The organism is Leclercia adecarboxylata, from assembly GCF_023639785.1.
GTDB classification, from domain to species: domain Bacteria; phylum Pseudomonadota; class Gammaproteobacteria; order Enterobacterales; family Enterobacteriaceae; genus Enterobacter; species Enterobacter adecarboxylatus_D.
The window spans coordinates 545,815-565,170 of record NZ_CP098325.1; the positions used below are offsets into that span (position 1 = coordinate 545,815).

Sequence of the window (19,356 nt, forward strand, 5' to 3'; positions counted from 1 at the left end):
GCATAGCTATCTTCCAAATGAAAAAGGTAATAATTCTCATTAATAATTAGAAATGCCTTTGGAGATTTTCATGTTCGCTAAATCGCGGCTGGCGCTGCTGGTGGGATGGGTAACCGGGAGCGTCGCGCTTCCCCTGATGGCGCAGGATACGCCGAAAACGGAAACCGTTGTGGTGACCTCGCAGATGCAGAGCGGCGCCACCAAGCTGGAGACGCCGGATATCGAGACGCCTCAGTCGGTGTCGATTGTGACCCGCGAGCAGTTCGAAGAGCAGGGCGCCACCAGCGTGCGCCAGGCGGTAAGCTACACCCCGGGCGTCTACAGCAACCAGATTGGTGCCTCGAACCGCTTTGACTACATCGTGCTGCGCGGCTTCTCCGACGGCAGCCTGGATAACGTCTATCTCGACGGTCTGAAGATGATGGGCGACACCAACTCCCACAGCTCGCTGGTGGTTGATCCCTGGTTCCTGGAAAATATCGAAGTGGTACGCGGCCCGGCCTCGGTGCTGTATGGCCGCTCGTCGCCGGGCGGGATCGTGGCGCTCACCTCGCGTAAGCCCTCGTTCGATCCGGGCGGCGAGATCAAGCTGTTCGCCGGGAATAACGATCAGCGCGGCGCAATGTTTGACGTCACCGGCGCGCTGGACGACAACGACCGCGTGGCGGCCCGTCTGAGCGGCATGACCCGCTACGCCGACTCCCAGTTCGATCCTTTGAAAGAAGAGCGTTACGCCCTGATGCCGAGCCTGACCTGGCGCATCACCGATAACACCCGCCTGGATCTGATGGCCTATCTGCACCGCGATCCCGAGGGCGGCAGCCACTCCGGCCTGCCGTATGACGGCACCGTAGTCCCGCATAACGGGAAGATGATCTCCAATACCTTCTTCGAAGGCGAAGATGATTACGACAAGTACGATCGTCGCGAAGACATGGTCGGCTACAACATTGAACACCTGTTCGACAGCGGCTGGTCGGTACGCCAGAAGCTGCGCTATCTGCACACCAAAGTGGAGCTGAACCAGGTTTATGCCGCAGGCTGGCTGAACGATACCGAGCTTAACCGCGGTTACTCCGGCTCTGACGAGAAGATGGATGCCATCACCCTCGACAACCAGATCGACGGCAGCTTCGATACCTGGGCGGTAAACCACCGGGTGCTGATTGGCCTCGATTATCAGGATCGCAGCAACGATACCACCGGCTACTACGGCGGTTTCCCGCCGATCGACGCCTTCCACCCGGTATACGGCGCGAAGCCGGATTACATCACCATGTACAGCCAGGAGAAGCACAAGCTGCGTCAGACCGGCTACTACCTGCAGGATCAGCTCTCGCTGGATAACTGGCGTCTGACCCTGGGCGGGCGCTACGACCAGGTGAGCGTGTCGAATATCGACAAGCTAAACGATACCCGCAGCGATCTGGACAAGAACAACTTCAGCAGCCGCGCCGCGCTGTTGTATCTGTTTGATAACGGTATCGCGCCGTACATCAGCTACTCCACCGCCTTCACGCCGACCAGCTTTGCCGATGAGAACGGCGATCTGCTGGATCCGATGAAAGGCAAGCAGTGGGAAGCGGGGGTGAAGTTTGAGCCGGAGGGGATGAACAGCCAGTTCAGCGCCTCGGTGTTCCGCATCAACCAGAAAAACATCGCCACCAAAGAGGAGCCGACCGATCCGTACCGCTCTATCGGTGAGATCGAATCTGAAGGGGTGGAGCTGGAAGCGGTAGGGCAGCTGACCGACAGCCTGCGCCTGCAGGCGGCCTACACCTATACCGACATCCGCTATAAGAAGAGCAGCCCGGAGGAAGAGGGCAAGCGTGCGGTCTATGCCCCGCGCAACATGGCCAGCGGCTGGCTGAGCTATGACGTGAAAACCGGGCCGCTCGATGGGCTGACGGTGGGCTCCGGCGTGCGTTACGTTAATGGCGTGACCAGCGATCGCCTGAACACCCATACGCTGCCGTCCTACACGCTGGTGGATCTGGCGGTGGGTTATGACCTGTCGAAGGTAGGGCTGACGGGCGTGAGCGCCCAGCTGAACGTCAACAACCTGACGGACGAAGACTACGTGGCGGCCTGTAACTCGCTCTCCTACTGCTACTTTGGTGCCGAGCGCAGCATTGTCGGCAGCGTGTCCTGGAAGTTCTGATGTGAAAATGCCCGGTGGCGCTGCGCTTACCGGGCCTACAAAAGACCCGAAACGTAGGCCGGGTCAGGCGTAGCCGCCACCCGGCAAACAGGCCGCACTACTCCGCCATCGCGATATTCACCGCCTCCCCCATCTGCTCTACCGCCGCGCGGTGCTTCTCGTCTGGCGGCAGGGCGCAGTTAATCCGCAAACAGTTCCGGTACTTCCCGGAAGCCGAAAAGAGCGATCCGGCGGCGATCTGGATGTTAAACCGGGTTAACTCCCGGGATACGCAGACCATATCCACATGTTCAGGCAGCTCCACCCACAGCATGTAACCCCCCATCGGGCGGGTCACGCAGATGCCACAGGGGAAGAACTGCCGCACCCAACAGGTGTAGGTGTCGATATTCTGCTGGTAGATCTGGCGCATCCGCCGCACGTGGCGATGGTAATAGCCTTCCCGGATAAAGGCGGCCAGCGCCAGCTGGCTGACGGGCACGTTGGTGCCGCTGGCGGCATACTTCATATGCATGATCCGGTCGTGATAGCGCCCCGGGGCGATCCACCCCACCCGCAGCCCGGGGGCGACGGTTTTGGTAAAGGAGTTGCACAGCAGCACCCGGCCGTCGATGTCCAGGGAGTGGATGCTGGAAGGGCGGGGATACTCAAACGCCAGCTCGCCGTAAATATCGTCCTCAAAAATCACGATATCGTGCCGCTGAGCCAGCGCCAGCAGCTGCCGCTTGCGGGCTTCGGGCATGATAAACCCGAGCGGGTTGTTGCAGTTGGGCACCACAATCACCCCTTTGATCGGCCACTGCTCCAGGGCCAGCTCCAGCGCTTCCACGCTGATCCCCGTCACCGGATCTGTGGGGATCTCGATCGCCTTGATCCCCAGCCCCCGCAGCATCTGCATGGTGCCGTAAAACGAAGGGGACTCCAGCGCCACAATATCGCCGGGCTTACAGATGGTCAGCAGCGCCAGGGAGAGGGCGCTGTGGCAACCGCTGGTGACGATCAGATCGTCGGCACTGACTACCGATCCGGCGTCCAGCATCAGGCGGGCGATCTGCTCGCGCAGCTCACGCCGTCCGGCGAGTTCGTCATAGCTGAGCACATCTTTGACGCTGTGCTGCGCCACCCGGCTCAGCTCTTTCCACAGAGGCTTCAGGCTCGGCTGGCTCAGGTCTGGCTGGCCGCCGCCAAAGGCCGTAATACCGGTTTTGGTGCGCCCTTCCATCAGGGTCAGCACCTCATCCCACTGGGTCACCTCTACCGGACGCTGCACCGGGCGCGACATCGCCGGCACCGGCGGCTGCGCCTTACGGGGCGCGACAAAATAGCCCGAGCGCGGCTGGGGGGTAATCAGCTGTAAGTTTTCGAGGATCTGATAGGCCTGCTGTATGGTGCTGATGCTGACGCCGTGCTCCTGGCTTAGCGCACGCACCGAGGGTAACCGCTCCCCGCTGCGATACAGCCCTTGTTCAATGCGTTCTGCCAGAAGATTGGCCAGATGTTGATAGCGCGTCATGCTGTATCCCTTATTGTCACCATACAGAGAAGAAAACCAGTACAGATGGCGGTAAAAATTGCCATGCAATTCTGGTTTTACGCGATCTGTATGTTAAAAAAAAGTAATTTTTGAATCTGTATTGCAAGGTGCGCGATCCGGGATGATAGCTCTCAGGCAACCTGAGGAGAACACCATGGAATTCTACGAAAATCGCGCCAGACGTCCCTTTGCGATCTTTATCTGGACGGGAAAAATTTTTGCCCGCTGGTATCGCATCAAGCGCACGCGCAAGATTTTGAGCCAGTTAAGCGATGAGCATTTAAAGGACATCGGGTTGTCGCGGTATGACGTGGCGCGTTATGACCGATAGTTCCAGGCCGGGTAAGGCGCAGCCTCTACCCGGCGCGTTTCAGCGCAGCAGCGCGAGCGTCTGCTGTTTCGGGCGTTCCAGCAGGGCGAGCGCTTCCTGATACGAGCGCACGTTATTATACCCCATCACCAGCCCGTAGCGTTTCCCCGAGCCGCTGTACCACGCCGACAGGGCATTCACCTGCAGCTGCTGCTGTTGCCAGCAGCGGGCGATCTCCAGATCGCAACTGCCTTTGGTTAAGAACGCCACGATGTGCATCCCGCCGTCGTTCTGCTCGGTGAAGAAGCGATCCCCGTAGACCGCGTGCAGGGCGGCGATCATCCAGTCGCGCCGCTGCTGGTAGAGGGCGCGCATCTTTTTCAGATGACGGAAAAAGTGGCCCTCGTTAATAAAAGCGGTGAGGATCTTCTGCGTCAGCACCGGCTGGCCGCTGGCGAGCAGATCGGCGCAGTCGTTAAAGGCCGCCACCGTGCTGGCGGGCATCACCACATAGCCAAGGCGCAGGGAAGGCATGACGGTTTTGCTGAAGGTGCCCATGTAGATCACCCGATCCTGGCGATCGAGGCTTTTCAGCGACGGCAGCACCTTACGGGTGTAGTGAAACTCTCCGTCATAGTCATCTTCAACTATCCACGCCTGGTTGCGGGTGGCCCAGTCGAGCAGTTGCTGTCTGCGCGGCAAGGAGAGGGTGACCGCCAGTGGGCTCTGGTGCGAGGGGGTGACGATGGCAAACCGGGCGTCGGCGTGGTGGCGCAGCAGGTAGTCCGTGTCCATCCCGGCGCGATCCACCGGCACCGCATGCAGACGCGGCACGATGCGCCGGAGCAGCTGCTGGCCCATAAAATAGCCCGGATCTTCAAATACCACCTTGTCGTTGCGGCTGGCGAGAGTGTCGAGGATCAGGCGCAGGCTGCCGCTGTAGCCGCTGGTGATCAGCACCTGGTCCGGCGTGCAGGAGAGCCCCCGGGAGATGTTCAGGTAGCTGGCGATGGCCTGGCGCAGGGGCGCCCAGCCCATCACCGGCGGGTTGAGCATCTCTTCCTGGCGCATGGCCCGCACCGCCTGACCCGCCAGCAGCAGCCATTTCTTGTACGGAAAGCTGTCCAGCGCCGGGATGCCGGGGCGTAAAAAGCCCGCGCGTTCCCGCTGGCTGGCCAACGATTCAGGCAGCGCCCCGGTGACGGGATCGTCGGACACGGGCGCCGCGACCGGGAGGTTTAAGTCCGGGTTCACCCGCGTGCCGCGCGCCCCCTGGCTTACCAGGTAGCCTTCGCCGATCAGAATGGCATAGGCGGTTTCAACCGTTTTGCGCGCCACTTTCAGCTCTTCCGCCAGCACGCGAATGGCAGGCACCCTGTCGCCGGGCTTCAGTATGCCGCGGGTAATGTTTTCCCGGTAGCGGGTGTAGATCTGATGATAGCCCGGCTTCATGTCCTACCTTATTTTGCGATTTTTGTATCTTTTTACTATGTCATGAACGGCGTAGATTTGCCCCATCGCATGACCCATGCCGCACAAAAAAGAGGAAAGAGAATGAGCACCCGCGTTAACCATCATAAAGCCACACCTGCCCTCGCTAAAGCGCTGTCCGACCTGAGCATGGCGGTGAGCCAGACCTCCATCGACCCGGCGCTGAAGCACCTGATCGATATCCGTGTCTCCCAGCTCAACGGCTGCACCTTCTGTCTGGATATGCACGCAAAAGAGGCCAAAATTGCCGGCGAGCGCGAGCTGCGTCTCTACCACCTGGCAGCCTGGCGCGAGTCGCCGCTGTTCAGCGCCCGTGAAAAAGCGGCCCTGGCCTTCACCGAAGCGCTGACGCAGATCGGCCCGCACGGGATCAGCGACGTGCTCTACCGCAGCCTGGCGGAACATTATTCAGACGTGGAGATTTCAGAGCTGAACTTTGCCATCGTGGCAATCAACGCCTGGAACCGCTTAGGCATCACCTCCCGCATGGAACCGGGCTCGCTGGATGCCGCCTACGGCCTGAACAAGGCTAATCTCGAGTAAGGCCGCGCTCGCGGATCATCGCCACCAGCGCCTGCAATCCCGGCGGGACGTGGCGATGGCCGGGGTAATAGAGCCGCAGTCCGGCGAAGGGCTGCGACCACTCCTCCAGCACGCTCACCAGCTCTCCGCTTTTCAGCTCCTGCTGAATATAGAGTTCCGGTAAAAATCCTACCCCCAGACCGGCTTTTACCGCCCGGATCGAGGCAAACAGATCCGAAGTGGCAAAACGCGGCGGCACCGCCAGGGCAATCTGCTCTCCGCGGCGCTCCAGCTCCCAGCGATAGATCCCGCCGTGCGCCATCCGCATGCCGATCCCCTGATGTTGCAGCAGGTCGTCCGGTGAGTGTGGCGTGCCATGACGGGCAAAATAGTCCGGGGTGGCGGTGATGAGCTGACGGATGTCGGGGGTGAGCCTGATGGCGATCATGTCCTGGGGGACCGACTCCGCCAGACGCACCCCGGCGTCGTAGCCTTCCGCCACGATATCGATCATCCGCGCTTCGCTCACCGCCTCGACGCGCATTTTCGGGTAGCGGATCATATAGTCGATCAGCAGCTCGTCCAGGAACAGGGTTCCCACGTTATTCGGCACATTCAGACGCAGGGTGCCTGCGGGTTCGTCGGCATCGCTGTGGATCTCAATGCTGGCCTGGCGGATCTCCTGCAGCGCCGGGCCGACGCGCGCCACAAAGCGCTGTCCCGCCTCGGTGAGCGCCACGCTGCGGGTGGTGCGGTGAAACAGGCGCGTCTGCAGGCGGCTTTCCAGCCCGGCCACGGCGTTACTTGCGGCGGTGGCCGACATTCCCAGCTCCTGGGCGGCGGCGCGAAAACTGCCCCGACGCACAACGGCCATCACCACTTCCAGCTCTGTCAGTCCTGAACGGTGCATAGATTATCCTGAAAATCGAAATAACCTTTGCAGCATAGCGTGGATTATCGTGATGGAGAAGGCGTGCCAGACTGTCTGCATCCAGTCTGAGGAGGTCGTTATGCATCACATCGAACAGATTTATATCAACGGTGAATTTGTCACCCCACATGGCAGCGAGCGCTTCGATCTGTATAACCCGGCGACGGCGCGCGTCATCGGCCAGGTACGTCTGGCCGACGCGGTGGATGCCGAACGCGCTATCGCCGCAGCCAGAGCCGCGTTTCCGGCGTGGGCTAAAACCACAAAGCAGGTGCGTATTGCCGCCCTGCAACGGATGCACGATGCGGTAGCCGCCCGCCACGACGACCTGCTCGAGGCGGTGATTGAGGAGTATGGCGCCCCCGCGTCGCGCTCGGCGTGGATGGCGAGCTATCCGGCGCAGGTGATCGCCCAGGCCATTGACGCGCTGGAGGCGTTTGAATTTACGACCGTCGCGGGTGCGGCCAAAGTCGAGATGATCCCGCTGGGCGTTGCCGGGCTCATCACCCCGTGGAACAGCGATGCGGGCTTTATCTGCGGTAAACTGGCGGCGGCGCTGGCCGCAGGCTGCACTGCGGTGATCAAGCCCAGCGAGATGAGCGCCCTCCAGACGCAGATAGTGACCGAGGCGCTGCACGCGGCGGAACTGCCGCCGGGGGTGTTTAACATCGTGACCGGGCGCGGCGACACGGTAGGGGAGACGATAAGCCGCCATCCCCATGTGGCAAAAATCTCCTTCACCGGTTCGACCCGGACCGGCAAAGCGATCCTGCGCAACGCGGCGGAGAACTTTACCCGCGTCACGCTGGAGTTAGGCGGTAAATCACCGACGGTCGTGCTGGATGATGCCGATTTGTCGCAGGCTGTTCCGCTGGCGGTGCAGGCCGGGCTGATGAACAGCGGCCAGGCGTGCGTGGCCGGAACGCGCATTCTGGTGCCGCAGTCGCGTAAGGCTGAAATCGAGCAGGCGCTGGCCCGGGCCATCGCGGCGGTGCAGTCGGGAGACCCGCGCGATCCGGCCACCGAGGTCGGGCCGATGGTAAGTGAGAAACAGTGGCAGCGGGTGCAGGGGTACATACAGAAAGGGCTGGCGGAAGGGGCGAGCTTGCTGGCGGGCGGGGAAGGGCGGCCCGAGGGCACCCGGGATGGCTGGTTTGTCCGTCCGACGCTGTTTAGCGATGTGCATAACCAGATGGCCATCGCCCGGGAAGAGATTTTTGGCCCGGTGCTGTGCGTGATCCCTTATCGCGATGAAGCAGAGGCCATCGCCATTGCCAACGATACCGAATACGGTTTGAGCGCGATGGTGTTGGGTGGGGATGCGGATCGCGCCCGTCGGGTGGCGGCGCAGATCCACGCAGGGCGCGTGCTGGTGAACACCCTTGCCCACGAGCCAAAAGCGCCGTTTGGTGGATTTAAGCATTCCGGCGTGGGGCGCGAGATGGGCGCGTGGGGCATCAGCGCGTTTGTGGAGCCGAAGTCGCTCCTCGGTTAAAAACGCCGCCGGGTATGCCCAGCGCTACCCGGCAGTTCGCCTTATCGTTAGGCGCAAACACACATGTCGCGTTTTAATTCATGTTAATTATATTTAATTTATGATTGATTTGCCGCTGGAATATTTTGACTAAAGAATGTCTTAAGTGAAAATTTAGTATTATTATTCCCATGTTAATTAACCTGGCTGAAAAGATTAACTTCACTAACCTGTTTAGTCTTTCGGGAATTACAGCATATGATTTATTTTTATGGGGGGGCTGGCTTGGCGTTAAAATAAAATAATTATACCGAAACTGGTCTGTTTCTGGATATATTTTTCTTATCGAACTCAATCTCTTCTTCAGATATTGTTGACCTTGTGTCTGAAAGATATTTCACAATCCGGCAATAACCTATTCCACTTATACTGCGTAAATCGCGTTACGAGAATACAGCTCCCTTGACGATGTGCTTTGCAAAAATTAGTTTAATAACAATGCATTATGGCTGAATGATAAGCGTGGGGCGCGGCTTGTCAGCCCAGATTTCGCAGCGTTATACCGATCTGGTAGCCTGCAGCGCCGTCGGATTCTATATTCCTTTGCCACCCTTTTTTTATTTTATGAAAAAAAATATGGAATGCGTCCCTATTCTCATGATGTGAGAAACAGATCTCTTTTTGATTAAAAAAAAGAGCGGCGCAACCTGTGCGAATGGCGCAGCTTTATACGCCGGGGATCTTCCTTTAATTACCTTATATACCCCCCCTGAAATACTTTTTTAATCAGGTAAGGAACAAAGAAATGGGGGGTGAGTTAGGACTATTCCTATGGTTGTCGGGAAAAGTGTTAATTGAAAATTATTACATTCTCGATGATGATGGCTGAATCCTCAGCGATGATAGGGATATAGACAATGATCATAGTATTAACATCCTGTCGATATTTTCAGGAGGGGTTTTCAATGCTGGCCGCTCAGCTCATGAGCGATTCACCTTCATTTCAGCGCGTGCTTTATCTGGATGATATTACCGACGCAACAAAAGAGGAACTGGTAAACACCAAAGCTATTGTGGTGGATTATGGTCAGTCTGATATCAAAGTACTGAATGCCCTGCTGGAGGTGAAAAATCGTTACGAGCAGAGCTATTTTATTTTTATTACCCGCGATGTCTGCTACGCCAGCACGATTGAAAATATTCTCATTAACACTATCGCAGATTACACCATTGACTGTAAAAACGCCGTGCGCACATTACGCGCGTGTCTTGCCCACTTTGCGCAGGAAGAGCAGCCGGTGACTATTTTTAAAAATGCGCGCTGGCATCAAATCGAGAAAGAACAATATTTAACCAAAATGGAGAGCATGCTACTGCCCTACATTGTGTCGGGAAAAAAGAATAAAGAGATCACGCGCTATCTGAATGTAACCGGCAAAACCGTGAGTCATCATCGACGTAATATTTATCGTAAGTTTGACGTGACCAGTCTCACAGGGTTGTATAAAAAATTTGATTAATGCATTTAATACTGAAAGAAAACGGTATTTAAAGAATGATTAGGGCATAAAAAGTCTGGAAATAGCGCTATTGAACCTGAGCGAGATTGCCGATAGCGAAGAGAAAATGGCTCTCTGCAAGAAGCACTTCTCTGCAAAATACGTCCGCACTTTCGCAATTCCTGCTCTTAAGATCCTCGTTTCTTGATACTTACCCTGATAACTATTATCTTCTCAGCGTGTGAAGCGAGGATCCCCCATGCGTGAAGAAGATCTGTTCTGCCGCCGCCCGATGGGCATGCGGATGGCAATGATTGTGCGCCAGTGGCGCGCGGTGATTGACGATGCCATTCTCGATACCGGGTTAACCCAGTCGAGCTGGACGGTGATGATGCAGCTAAAGCAACTGGGGGATAACGTCTCGGTGAGCGAACTGGCGGAGGTGCAGGGCATTGAACTGCCGCCGCTGATGCGCACCCTTTCACAGCTGGAAAAGCAGGGCTACCTGCTGCGCACCACATCGCCTTATGACAAGCGTATCCGGCTGCTGACCCTCACACCCGAGGGTAATGCGGTGCTGAAAACCCTGACGCAGGTTATCGAGACATTCCAGGAGCGGGTATCGCAGAATATCGCCCCGGCGCATCTCGAGATTTTCAGCGCCACACTCAATCAAATCGCCTGCAATCTGCGGACAATCCGCGAAGAAGATAACAAGACCGAATAATCATGACCCCTGAACAAAAGTTTGCCCGCTGGGTAAGGGTAAGTATTGCCTCTTTCCTGCTGATGTTTGTCTATTTCATTATCGCCGATATCTGGATCCCGCTGACGCCGGACTCCACTGTGATGCGCGTGGTCACGCCGGTTTCCGCCCGCGTCTCCGGCTATGTGGCGGCGGTACACGTGCACAACAACAGCCAGGTGAAGAAGGGCGATCTGCTGTTTGAACTCGATCCGACCCCGTTCCGCAATAAGGTGGACGCGGCGCAGATCGCGCTGGAGCAGGCCCGCCTCGCCAACCAGCAGCTCGACGCGCAAATTGTCGCGGCTCAGGCGAACCTGAAAACCGCCCAGCTCACCGCCCGTAACGACAAAGTCACCTTCGATCGTTATCAGAAACTCAGCACCCTGCAGAACGTCTCCCGGGCGGATCTGGATAAAGTCCGCACCACCTGGCAGAGCAGCGAGCAGGCCGTCGCCAATCTGGAAGCTAATATCCACCAGCTGCGCATTGAGCGCGGCGAGCGCGATGAAAAGCGTAACGTGACGCTGCAAAAATACCGTAACGCGCTGGAAGAGGCCGAGCTGAATCTGGGCTGGACGAAGATCTACGCCGAAGCGGACGGCACGGTCAGCAACGTGCAACTGAGCCCCGGCTTTTATGCCTCCTCCGGTACGGCGGCGCTGGCGCTGGTGAACAACCAGAGCGATATCGTCGCCGATTTCCGCGAAAAGAGCCTGCGCCATACCCGCCAGGGCACCGACGCCGCGGTGGTGTTTGACGCCTTCCCGGGCCACGTTTTCCGCGCCCATGTCACCAGCAGCGACGCCGGTATTCTGGCCGGGCAGGAAGCGGTGAACGGCCAACTGTCGGAGCCGGAGAGTTCGAACCGCTGGGTGCGTGACGCCCAGCGCATGCGCATTCACGTGGCGCTGGATGAGCCGCTGCCGAAGCACCTGCCCACCGGGGCGCGCGCGACCGTGCAGCTTTATAACAGTGAAGGTCCGTTTGCCCGCTTCTTCTCCGGCATGCAGATCCACCTCGTCAGCCTGCTGCACTATGTGTATTGATTATGTCTATTAACACTCTGGCGCGGGTCTTTACCCCGCACGGCAACATCGTCTACAGCGCCAACGACTTTCGCCAGACGCTGCGCATCGTCTTTGCCGGGATGATTGCCCTCAGCGTGTCGAGTTTCTACAACACCAGCTACGGCGTCTTTTTCGTGATCTACCCGATCATGCTCCTGTCGCTGGTGCCGGTGTTTAACCGCCACGTGGCAAAACAGTTTGTGTTTAGCTCGGCGCTGAACTGTATCGAAATGGTGTTCATCATCGGCTATCTGGCACAGTGGCCGGTGATAATGACCCTGGTGGTGTTCGGTCTCTACGTGATGCGTTTTCGCTTTATGAGCCAGGGGCCGCTGTTCCTGTTTGGCTCGATGGGGGTAGTGTGTCAGAGCACCATGCTCAACTTTATGAGCTATCCCACCACCAACTGGCACACGCTGCTGTTCTCCAACCTCGAAGCCAGCGTGATGGCGGTATGCTTAAGCGCGCTGATGCACTACCTGCTGCCGGACGTTGAGCCACGCACGCCGCCGCCACGGCTGGAGAAGGACGCCGCCCGGGTGCGCCATGAATCGCTGCTCTCCGGCAGCGTGGCGACGCTGATTTTTGTGGTGTTCCAGATAAGCGATCTCAGCGATTCGCTGTCGGCGCTGATGGCGGGGATCCTGATCCTCTTCCCGATGCACTATCGCGGCGCGGTGATGAGCTCCCTGTGGCGCGTGGTCGGGGTGGTGCTCGGCTGTCTCTATATTCTGCTGGTGCAGTTGGTGCTCTACGATCACAGCAGCCACATGCTGCTGATGATGCCGCTGATTGGTCTCGGGCTGGCGTTTGGCGCCCGCCTGCACGTCATGGAGAAGGTGGGCGCCGGGGTCGGTTTTGCCAGTATTACCACCATCGGCATTATGTTTGGCCAGAACATGCACCCGGACGGCGACCTGGTGTTCAGCGATCTCTACCGCATCGTTTCGGTGACGGTGGCGCTGGTGGCGACCCTGACGATGGTGTTCCTGATGCACCTGTTTCTCAACTGTTTTGGCCCTACCCGCTACGTGATTAACCCGCCTCAGGGCTCAGTGGAGAAACGCCGGGATAGTTGACAGCAGGAACAAAATCAGCCCGATAGTGCCGCCCACCAGGGTGCCGTTGACGCGGATAAACTGCAGGTCCTTGCCGATGTTCAGCTCAATCTGGCGGGACATATCCTTCGCATCCCAGCCTTTGACCGTGTCGCTGATGTGGCGGGTGAGGAAGCGGGCAAAATCGGGCGCCACGCGGTGCGCCGCCTGCTCGAGATGTTCGTTCAGCGAGGCGCGCAGGTTGCTGTCCGCCACCAGAGTTTCACCGAACCACAGCCCGGCGTTGGCGAGGCGCTGCTTCACGCGGGAGTCGTCGCGCTGCATATCGGCCTTCAGCCACTGGCGCAGGTCGGCCCACATCTCGCCCAGATAGCGGTTAAAGGCCTCGTCGTTCTTCAGATAGGTTTTGATGTTCTCGGCTTTGGCCGCGGTTTCCGGATCGTTTTTCAGGTTATCCACCAGTTTCAGCACCGCCCTGTCAAAGGCCTGGCGGATCTGATGGGTGCGGTCGTGGCTGACGTCATCCAGAATGGCGTTCACCGCATTGGACACCAGCTCGGCGCTCTGATCCCCCAGCCACTCGGTGGGCAAAATCATCGCCTTACGCGGGTGCTCGGTCTTCAGCCAGTGGACGATCTGCGCGGCGATAAAATCGCGGGTGCTGTCACGCTGCAGGAGGGTGATCATGCGGTTAATCACCGCATCCAGCAGCACCTGGTGACGGTTGTTCTTGGTCATGCTCTCCAGCATCGCGGCGCTGGTTTCGCTGAAATCGACCTTATCCAGCGCCTTGTGCACCGCCCGTTTCAGCATGCGCTGAATGCGCCCGTCGTCGGTCAGCTCCAGGAACCCGCTCATCACCTGCATGATATGCTGCCCCACGCGCTGGGCATTCTCCGGCTTGCTGAACCAGTTGCCGATGAGCAGCGCCGGTTCGTGCTTGCGGATAAGCGCGACCAGGGACTGAGTATCGAGAAATTTCTCCTGCACGAACTGGCCGAGATTGTCGCCAATACGGTCCTTATTGCGCGGGATAATTGCGGTATGTTTCGAAATAAACGGGATCGGCACCCGGCGAAAGAGGGCCACCACGGCAAACCAGTCCGCCAGGGCGCCCACCATCGCCGCTTCGGCAATGGCCTTTACCCCGCGTACCCAGAAGGTCTGGGGCAGGAACAGGGTGGCGATAAAGGTCGCGGCGGCAATCAGCAGCAGTGACAGCGCCAGCAGCTTGGCGCGTTTGAGTTCAGCGAGTTTTTCCATAGGGTTAAGGATAGAGGGAAGCGGCAAGAAGGTAAAAAAATTGCCACAGGATCCAGCCGCCAAACGCGATCAGCACTGCCCCCGCCGCGCGCTCTATCTTCCAGATGTGGTTGCTCAGCCGCCGCTGAACGGCAGGCAACGCGATGACCGACACCACCGCCAGATCCCACGCCAGCACTACCGTCACCATCCAGATGCCGCTGACCGACTGCTGGAGCAGGGTGACATCTGGCCCGAGCAGGGCGGTCATCAGCGCCAGATAAAAGAGCGCATTTTTCGGATTTAATACCGCCGATCCCAGGCCAAGCAGGAGCTGCCTGCGTAGGCCGGGACGCTCCGTCTGCGCATTATCCAGCGTCAGGGGGCGGGCGCGGCTGTGGATCAGATGCCAGCCGATCCACAGCAGATACAGGGCACCCAGTAGCTCAATGACGTTAAAAAGCAGGGTGAACTGGCGCAGCGCGCGCCAGCCGAGGATCACCAGCAGGATGTAGAGCCCGTTGCCCAGGGCGATGCCCACGCACAGCCCGGCGCTGCCGCGCAGGCGATGCCGGGCGGCAAACCCCATCAGCAAAAAGAAGTCCGGGCCGGGGCTGAGCAGGGCGACAAAATGCGCCAGCGCGAGGGCGAGAAACGCGGGCGGAAAGAGCGTGGTAATAAGTTCCATAGTGACCTCATCAGTAAATCTGAGGTCAGGCTACAAAAGTGCGGGCGCTACTTATTGTCAGATATTGATCGCCCCGTGGCGTACTGGCGCGGCGTGGCGGCAGCGTAGCTGACAAAGGTTTTATGGAAGTGGCTCTGATCGGCAAAGCCGCTCTGGTAGCTGACGTCCGCGATATCATCCCCGGCACGCAGACGGGCTTTGGCAAACTCGACCCGGGAGATGGCCAGGAAAGTGCCGGGCGTCAGGCCGGTATCCTGCTTAAAGGTTCTGATAAGCGTCTCTTTACGCAGTGAAAAGCGCCGGGCCAACGTATCCAGCGAGGGCGGTGCCTGCAGGCTGTGGCGTAACGTCTGCAACAGGGCAAGGCTGGAGGGACGAAGCGCCTCAGGCGGGGCGCTGTTTTCTGCCAGCCCGGAGAGCAGGGCGTTAATAGCCCCGGGCGACAGGGTGTCAACCACAGCAAGATACTGGCGGAAAAGCGCCTCATTGCGGATCACCTGCATGGCGGGCTCAATATCTGTATCGAGATAAAGCATGTGATAGCTGCGGGGTTGCCCCTCAACGGGGTTACAGCTGTGAGCCATGTGGGCCGGAATAACAATCACATCGCCGGGATAGAGGGTGAACGGCTCGCCGTTGCAGGTGCAGCAGGTTTGTCCCTCAAGAATAGCGCCAATGGAAAGCTGGGCATGGCTGTGACGCTTATAGGCCTGCGTGCTCTGCCAGGTACTGCGCAGCTCCACGCCGGGCTGGCGGATAAAGGTCTGATTGACGTGGCGGGTCTGGGTCATGGCGGCTACCGGTGTGAGGGGTATGGGGGTTATAGCATGATAGGGAATGCGAGTCGCCTCATAGTATCAGGTAGCTGCTGGCATGCATTTCACTTTTTCTTCGAGCATGCTCCCTGGTTTGCTGACTGGTTGAAGAATGTATGAGTAATCGTCATTCAATTTGTATATGCTTTTTTGTATATACAAAACTGAAGGGATAGACTATGCCAACAATGGTGTTGTGGTGATTGTTGCCGTGCATACCGTTCGTTTTGAAAGTGGGGCGGAAATTATTCGCGTTATTAGCGCCCGTAAGGCAAGTCTGAAAGAGAGGAATCTTTATGAGCATCATTAAACATAAGCGCGGTGAAGTCGCCCAGCCAGATTCAGAACGAGAAGCTGAACTCAATGCACTGGCTCAAAAGGCAGATGACGAAATCGACTACAGTGACATTTCTGAAACATCCGATGAACAGTGGGCTGAGGCAGTACGCGGCAAATTTTATCGCCCTCTGAAAATGCAGGCTTCAGTGCGTATTGATGCTGATGTTATGGAGTGGCTTAAACGTCCGGGGAAAGGTTATCAGACCCGCCTGAATGCCATCCTGCGGGAAGCGATGCTTCGCGATCAAAACAAGATTTAACCTCGGTAGTATTCCCCCGGTGGCGCTGGGCTTACCGGGGCTATAAAGTGTGTGCAGGTTTGCTTTTTCTATTTCTTGATAGCCCCGTTTGATATCCAACTATTTTAACTACCCAAAATAGTAAAACACATATGGCTAATTTTGGTGATATAATTTATTTATAGATAATGTGAATGTTATTTTTAGCTCGAAAATAATTATTTGTTTAAGGCGAATGAAGTGATATAAATCCTAAGGGTAATTAAAAGGAGATAGATATCATGGTGGATACGGCTATCTTTACTGGAGATTTAGCTACGGATGATGTGAAAAAGGTCGCTAACCGAATAGTTGATATAATTATATCACCGGGTGTTATTCCTGGCTTGATTAATGGCGCGCTTACAGTCCCTCTTGACCTTGGATATCTTGCCATAGGTTATTTTGATACAGATTCTCGTTCTAAACACCAGGCAGAACGAATCCGTATGGCGGAGGCTATTCATAACGATATATTGAATTATGATCACATTACAAACGCAGTTGAGTTAATCTTTGAAAGATTTAATCAATATCTCACTATAAGCCAGCAAAACAGTGTTTATCGCGGTGTTGTTTCATCCGTCGCTGGTCGCTTGGTCACTGCGAAAATTATCACGTCTATAGGAGCCGCAGTTCTGACTCGTATTTCATTTATTGGCGCTGCGTCAGCGAAAGGCTGGATCGGTAAGGTCACCCTGCTTTTACTTGTCGGAGGGATGTCTGAGCGTTCTATAAGTGTGTCAGAAGAGTTGGCTATCGAAGCGCCTGAAATTTATCAATTACTTCGTCCACATGATTACGATCTTTCCTATTTCCTTTTTGAGCCTGTTGTAAAACCCTTTGTCGAAGCAATTCATATAGCTAATCAACTGGGGCAGCCCTACTTCAATAAAATAATAGAGATCGTTGAGAGTAAATTAAATGTCAATTAAAGAATGTTTCTCTTCGTTCTTCAAGGGGTTTTTACGCAAGCTTTCATCAGGTGTTATTTTTATCTGGAGTTTCATTGAGTCATTATTATTTATAGGTGGCCTGGTAATGTGCATCATGCTGCCTGTCGCGTGGCCTATGAAATTTGTTTGTGCTGCTATATGGTTGGTCTTATTCTACATATGCTCGAAAGTCGTCGATATGTTAGAAAATTATCGTAACAGGAAAGATTGAATACAGGGAAAAATATGTCCAATCCAGCTTATTTATGGTTAACAGATGAAAATGGGTCTCCTGTCGTCGGCGGATGCTGCGTCCTGGGGCGAGTAGGATCTATCGAGATAAAGTCATTATCACATCACATGACTATTCCAACAGATTCAAATACGGGGAAGTTAACCGGTACACGTATCCATACGCCAATATTGTTCCAAAAAGAGTTTGACCGGGTAACTCCTGTTTTATATCGCGCTATCAGTCGCGGCTATACCTTCAAATCAGCAGAAATAAAAATGTATCAAATAGTAGATGCAGGTAAAGAGGCCGAATATTTTAATATCTTTATGGAGAACGTAAAAATCACGGGTATCACTCCCAGCCTCCATCCGGGCTCTGGTACTGGAACACATTTAGAAAACATTGAGCTTCGCTACGAGTCTATACAATGGAAGTATGTTGACGGAAACATCGTCTTTAAAGATAGCTGGAACGAATACTGTGTAGCATGAGTGCCTTGTACTCGACAAAAACGTGCCCCCTCCGGGGGGCCCCCCTTTTATACCCAACTTTACCTTCATACCCAGCTATTTTGACTACCCTTAATACCCCAAGCGGTAAAAAAGGAGGCAACAATGGCCTATCAGACAGTGAATCCTGCCAACAACAAACTCATCAAAGAATATCCTTCTCATACTGATGCTGACGTCGAAGCGGCGCTGAAAACGGCCGATGCGCTCTACCATTCCGACTGGTCAAAAGGCAGCATCGACAAGCGCCTGGCGGTGCTGCACAAGCTGGCGGATCTCATTGATTCCCGTTCCGAAGAGCTGGCAAAAATCGCCAGCGTGGAGATGGGGAAACTTATAGCCCAGAGCCGCGGCGAGGTGAAACTCTGCGCGCAGATCGCCCGCTACTATGCGGATAACGCGAAGCAGCACCTCGCCCCGGTGAAATACCCGTCCGAACTTGGTGAAGCGTGGGTAGAGCATCACCCCATTGGCGTAGTGATGGCCGTGGAGCCGTGGAACTTCCCCTATTACCAGCTGATGCGCGTGCTGGCCCCGAACCTGGCGGCGGGTAACCCGGTGATCGCCAAGCATGCCAGCATCGTGCCGCACTGCGCTGAAACCTTCGCCCATCTGGTGCGCGAAGCCGGTGCCCCGGACGGGGCCTGGACCAACCTGTTTATCTCTTCCGATCAGGTAGCGAATATCATTGCTGACGATCGCGTGCAGGGCGCGGCGCTCACCGGGTCTGAAAAGGCCGGTAGCGTGGTGGCGGCCCAGGCAGCGAAGCACATCAAAAAGTCGACTCTCGAACTGGGCGGTAACGACGTCTTCGTGGTACTGGACGATGCCGACCTGGAGAAGGCGGTGAAAACTGGCGTCAACGCGCGCCTTGCCAACGCCGGGCAGGTCTGTACCGCGGCCAAGCGCTTTATTCTCCACGAGAAAATCGCGGACCAGTTCCTGGAAAAATACACTGAAGCCTTTAAGCAGGTGAAGATCGGCGATCCGCTGGATGAGAGCACCAGACTGGGGCCGCTCTCCTCAAAAGAGGCGCTGGAAACCCTGACCAGACAGGTTGAAGAGGCGGTGAAAAACGGCGCGACGCTGCACTACGGCGGTAAACCGGTGCAGCGTGAGGGCAGCTTCTTTGAGCCGACCATCCTGACCAATATCACCCGCGATAACCCGGCATACTTCGAAGAGTTCTTCGGCCCGGTGGCGCAGATCTACGTGGTGAAAAACGATGAGGAGGCGGTAAAACTCGCCAACGACTCACACTACGGTCTGGGCGGCGCGATCTTCAGTAAAGACACCGATCGCGCCAGGAAGATGGCCTCGAGCATCGAGACCGGGATGGTGTGGATCAACTGGCTTACCGATACCGCCGCAGAGCTGCCCTTTGGCGGCGTGAAGCGTTCCGGCTACGGGCGTGAGCTGTCGGATCTGGGGATTAAAGAGTTTGTGAACCAGAAGCTGGTGGTGATCCGCCGATAGGCGTTTTCCCCCTCACCCTGACCCTCTCCCCACAGGGGAGAGGG

At 56.5% G+C, this 19,356-nt stretch carries 18 protein-coding genes and 1 pseudogene; 13 read left to right on the forward strand and 6 right to left on the reverse strand.

Features of this window, described 5'->3' with window-relative positions; genetic code table 11:
• The first annotated feature begins 52 nt into the window (after positions 1–52).
• Entirely contained in the window at positions 53–2,161 is a 2,109-nt protein-coding gene (foxA, locus tag NB069_RS02590) for a ferrioxamine B receptor FoxA (protein ID WP_250587494.1), read from the forward strand.
• Between the two features lie 97 nt (positions 2,162–2,258).
• On the opposite strand, the gene NB069_RS02595 is transcribed toward foxA, so the two are convergent.
• A complete protein-coding gene (locus tag NB069_RS02595; RefSeq protein WP_250587496.1) occupies positions 2,259–3,674 on the reverse strand; it encodes a PLP-dependent aminotransferase family protein in 1,416 nt (471 codons plus the stop codon).
• Positions 3,675–3,849: 175 nt separating this feature from the next.
• On the opposite strand from NB069_RS02595, the gene NB069_RS02600 reads away from it, so the two are divergent.
• On the forward strand, positions 3,850–4,026 hold the full coding sequence (locus tag NB069_RS02600) for a DUF1127 domain-containing protein (protein ID WP_250587497.1): 177 nt from the start codon (positions 3,850–3,852) through the stop codon (positions 4,024–4,026).
• Positions 4,027–4,065: 39 nt separating this feature from the next.
• On the opposite strand, the gene NB069_RS02605 is transcribed toward NB069_RS02600, so the two are convergent.
• Positions 4,066–5,457: a PLP-dependent aminotransferase family protein gene (locus NB069_RS02605; protein WP_250587499.1), complete on the reverse strand. Its 1,392-nt coding sequence runs from the start codon at positions 5,455–5,457 to the stop codon at positions 4,066–4,068.
• A 102-nt stretch (positions 5,458–5,559) separates the two neighbouring features.
• On the opposite strand from NB069_RS02605, the gene NB069_RS02610 reads away from it, so the two are divergent.
• On the forward strand, positions 5,560–6,039 hold the full coding sequence (locus tag NB069_RS02610) for a carboxymuconolactone decarboxylase family protein (protein WP_250587501.1): 480 nt from the start codon (positions 5,560–5,562) through the stop codon (positions 6,037–6,039).
• Here NB069_RS02610 and NB069_RS02615 read toward each other — a convergent pair.
• The gene (locus NB069_RS02615; RefSeq protein ID WP_250587503.1) at positions 6,026–6,928 is read right to left on the reverse strand and encodes a LysR family transcriptional regulator; all 903 of its coding nucleotides are present in this window, start codon (positions 6,926–6,928) and stop codon (positions 6,026–6,028) included. The genes NB069_RS02610 and NB069_RS02615 overlap by 14 nt on opposite strands.
• 100 nt (positions 6,929–7,028) lie before the next feature.
• Between NB069_RS02615 and NB069_RS02620 the strand changes: the two genes are divergently transcribed.
• From NB069_RS02620 to NB069_RS02640, 5 genes are all read left to right on the forward strand, one after another.
• On the forward strand, positions 7,029–8,444 hold the full coding sequence (locus NB069_RS02620; protein ID WP_250587505.1) for an aldehyde dehydrogenase family protein: 1,416 nt from the start codon (positions 7,029–7,031) through the stop codon (positions 8,442–8,444).
• Positions 8,445–9,388: 944 nt separating this feature from the next.
• A complete protein-coding gene (locus NB069_RS02625) occupies positions 9,389–9,943 on the forward strand; it encodes a LuxR C-terminal-related transcriptional regulator (RefSeq protein ID WP_250587507.1) in 555 nt (184 codons plus the stop codon).
• Positions 9,944–10,181: 238 nt separating this feature from the next.
• Complete coding sequence (locus NB069_RS02630; RefSeq protein ID WP_250587509.1) at positions 10,182–10,649, forward strand: MarR family winged helix-turn-helix transcriptional regulator; 468 nt, start codon at positions 10,182–10,184, stop codon at positions 10,647–10,649.
• Positions 10,649–11,716 (forward strand): HlyD family secretion protein, encoded by a 1,068-nt coding sequence (locus tag NB069_RS02635; RefSeq protein ID WP_250589441.1) that lies wholly within the window; start codon positions 10,649–10,651, stop codon positions 11,714–11,716. The genes NB069_RS02630 and NB069_RS02635 overlap by 1 nt, the downstream gene beginning before the upstream one ends.
• Positions 11,717–11,718: 2 nt before the next feature.
• Complete coding sequence (locus NB069_RS02640) at positions 11,719–12,816, forward strand: DUF2955 domain-containing protein (RefSeq protein ID WP_250587511.1); 1,098 nt, start codon at positions 11,719–11,721, stop codon at positions 12,814–12,816.
• On the opposite strand, the gene NB069_RS02645 is transcribed toward NB069_RS02640, so the two are convergent.
• Genes NB069_RS02645 through NB069_RS02655 form a run of 3 tightly spaced genes read right to left on the reverse strand, consistent with a single transcriptional unit; the run spans position 12,790 to position 15,516 of the window.
• Positions 12,790–14,058, reverse strand: a complete 1,269-nt coding sequence (locus tag NB069_RS02645; RefSeq protein WP_250587512.1) for a DUF445 domain-containing protein — start codon at positions 14,056–14,058, stop codon at positions 12,790–12,792. The genes NB069_RS02640 and NB069_RS02645 overlap by 27 nt on opposite strands.
• 4 nt (positions 14,059–14,062) lie before the next feature.
• On the reverse strand, positions 14,063–14,725 hold the full coding sequence (locus NB069_RS02650) for a LysE family translocator (protein WP_250587513.1): 663 nt from the start codon (positions 14,723–14,725) through the stop codon (positions 14,063–14,065).
• A gap of 47 nt (positions 14,726–14,772) precedes the next feature.
• Positions 14,773–15,516 carry a helix-turn-helix domain-containing protein gene (locus NB069_RS02655; RefSeq protein ID WP_250587515.1) on the reverse strand — a complete coding sequence of 248 codons (744 nt, stop codon included), beginning with the start codon at positions 15,514–15,516 and terminating at the stop codon, positions 14,773–14,775.
• A gap of 211 nt (positions 15,517–15,727) precedes the next feature.
• Here NB069_RS02655 and NB069_RS02660 point away from each other — a divergent pair.
• The 5 genes and pseudogenes from NB069_RS02660 to NB069_RS02680 all read left to right on the forward strand — a co-directional run.
• A pseudogene (locus NB069_RS02660) lies at positions 15,728–15,850 on the forward strand (BrnT family toxin); the annotation flags it as partial.
• The gene (locus NB069_RS02665) at positions 15,837–16,139 is read left to right on the forward strand and encodes a BrnA antitoxin family protein (RefSeq protein WP_250587517.1); all 303 of its coding nucleotides are present in this window, start codon (positions 15,837–15,839) and stop codon (positions 16,137–16,139) included. The pseudogene NB069_RS02660 and the gene NB069_RS02665, both read left to right, overlap by 14 nt.
• Before the next feature lie 260 nt (positions 16,140–16,399).
• Positions 16,400–17,092 (forward strand): hypothetical protein, encoded by a 693-nt coding sequence (locus tag NB069_RS02670; RefSeq protein ID WP_250587519.1) that lies wholly within the window; start codon positions 16,400–16,402, stop codon positions 17,090–17,092.
• Between the two features lie 246 nt (positions 17,093–17,338).
• Complete coding sequence (locus NB069_RS02675) at positions 17,339–17,818, forward strand: Hcp family type VI secretion system effector (protein ID WP_250587521.1); 480 nt, start codon at positions 17,339–17,341, stop codon at positions 17,816–17,818.
• Between the two features lie 123 nt (positions 17,819–17,941).
• A complete protein-coding gene (locus NB069_RS02680; protein WP_250587523.1) occupies positions 17,942–19,312 on the forward strand; it encodes an NAD-dependent succinate-semialdehyde dehydrogenase in 1,371 nt (456 codons plus the stop codon).
• Positions 19,313–19,356: the final 44 nt, after the last annotated feature.

Bases quoted from the DNA above. Each gene is read 5' to 3' on its own strand.
- NB069_RS02650 (WP_250587513.1), bottom strand. From the start codon at position 14,725: ATGGAACTTATTACCACGCTCTTTCCGCCCGCGTTTCTCGCCCTCGCG.
- NB069_RS02655 (WP_250587515.1), bottom strand. From the start codon at position 15,516: ATGACCCAGACCCGCCACGTCAATCAGACCTTTATCCGCCAGCCCGGC.
- NB069_RS02645 (WP_250587512.1), bottom strand. From the start codon at position 14,058: ATGGAAAAACTCGCTGAACTCAAACGCGCCAAGCTGCTGGCGCTGTCA.
- NB069_RS02595 (WP_250587496.1), bottom strand. From the start codon at position 3,674: ATGACGCGCTATCAACATCTGGCCAATCTTCTGGCAGAACGCATTGAA.
- NB069_RS02610 (WP_250587501.1), top strand. From the start codon at position 5,560: ATGAGCACCCGCGTTAACCATCATAAAGCCACACCTGCCCTCGCTAAA.
- NB069_RS02630 (WP_250587509.1), top strand. From the start codon at position 10,182: ATGCGTGAAGAAGATCTGTTCTGCCGCCGCCCGATGGGCATGCGGATG.
- NB069_RS02665 (WP_250587517.1), top strand. From the start codon at position 15,837: ATGAGCATCATTAAACATAAGCGCGGTGAAGTCGCCCAGCCAGATTCA.
- NB069_RS02670 (WP_250587519.1), top strand. From the start codon at position 16,400: ATGGTGGATACGGCTATCTTTACTGGAGATTTAGCTACGGATGATGTG.
- foxA (WP_250587494.1), top strand. From the start codon at position 53: ATGCCTTTGGAGATTTTCATGTTCGCTAAATCGCGGCTGGCGCTGCTG.
- NB069_RS02605 (WP_250587499.1), bottom strand. From the start codon at position 5,457: ATGAAGCCGGGCTATCATCAGATCTACACCCGCTACCGGGAAAACATT.
- NB069_RS02625 (WP_250587507.1), top strand. From the start codon at position 9,389: ATGCTGGCCGCTCAGCTCATGAGCGATTCACCTTCATTTCAGCGCGTG.
- NB069_RS02680 (WP_250587523.1), top strand. From the start codon at position 17,942: ATGGCCTATCAGACAGTGAATCCTGCCAACAACAAACTCATCAAAGAA.
- NB069_RS02620 (WP_250587505.1), top strand. From the start codon at position 7,029: ATGCATCACATCGAACAGATTTATATCAACGGTGAATTTGTCACCCCA.
- NB069_RS02675 (WP_250587521.1), top strand. From the start codon at position 17,339: ATGTCCAATCCAGCTTATTTATGGTTAACAGATGAAAATGGGTCTCCT.
- NB069_RS02640 (WP_250587511.1), top strand. From the start codon at position 11,719: ATGTCTATTAACACTCTGGCGCGGGTCTTTACCCCGCACGGCAACATC.
- NB069_RS02600 (WP_250587497.1), top strand. From the start codon at position 3,850: ATGGAATTCTACGAAAATCGCGCCAGACGTCCCTTTGCGATCTTTATC.
- NB069_RS02615 (WP_250587503.1), bottom strand. From the start codon at position 6,928: ATGCACCGTTCAGGACTGACAGAGCTGGAAGTGGTGATGGCCGTTGTG.